Origin of the sequence: Microseira wollei NIES-4236 (assembly GCF_020521235.1) — a bacterium.
GTDB lineage: Bacteria > Cyanobacteriota > Cyanobacteriia > Cyanobacteriales > Aerosakkonemataceae > Microseira > Microseira wollei.
Genome location: NZ_BLAY01000524.1, coordinates 1 through 560, shown reverse-complemented (window position 1 = coordinate 560; position 560 = coordinate 1). Strand labels below are relative to the sequence as shown.

Annotated in this window: 1 protein-coding gene; it reads right to left on the bottom strand. The window is 42.0% G+C overall.

What is annotated here, in order from left to right; all coding sequences use genetic code 11:
- Positions 1–214: 214 nt before the first annotated feature.
- On the bottom strand, positions 215–460 hold the full coding sequence (locus MiSe_RS49660; protein ID WP_226594994.1) for a UPF0175 family protein: 246 nt from the start codon (positions 458–460) through the stop codon (positions 215–217).
- Between the last annotated feature and the right edge of the window lie 100 nt (positions 461–560).

Sequence of the window (560 nt, the reverse complement as noted above, 5' to 3'; positions counted from 1 at the left end):
TTGCATCCCGCCAGCGATTCAAATCGCTGGCTAATAGCTAAAGTCCTCGCTCAGAGGACTAAATAATTCGCCAAGAATTTCAGTCCATTTTAATGGACTTTCGCTATTAGCCCGGAAATTGATTTCCGGGCGGGCTATGATGCTGGTGTAATATCTGAATTTAATTGCCCGATTGCTGCCAGGTTGGTGATGGGTGAAGTATTGCTGACAACAATCACAAATCGCCTAACCTTTTTAGAGTTTCGAGGTCATTTTGGAAATCTTCAACATCATAATTGACGCAGATACCGCGACTGGCAAGTTCTTTTTGGAATTCGATTAAATTCATTCCGGCGAGGCGACGGGCTGTGCCAGTGCCGATTTTGGATTTTTGGTACAGTAAGATGGCAATTTCTAGTTTTAATTCGGCTTCTGACATCTTTGCGGCTGTCAGGATATCATCGCCAATGACAACGATCATATTTTTTTATCTGTAGTTTTTGAGCGATTTTAGTACTATTTTATCTTAGGCGATCGCGCTTGTATATGAAGATGTAGTTTATTCCAATCTTGCACCTGCG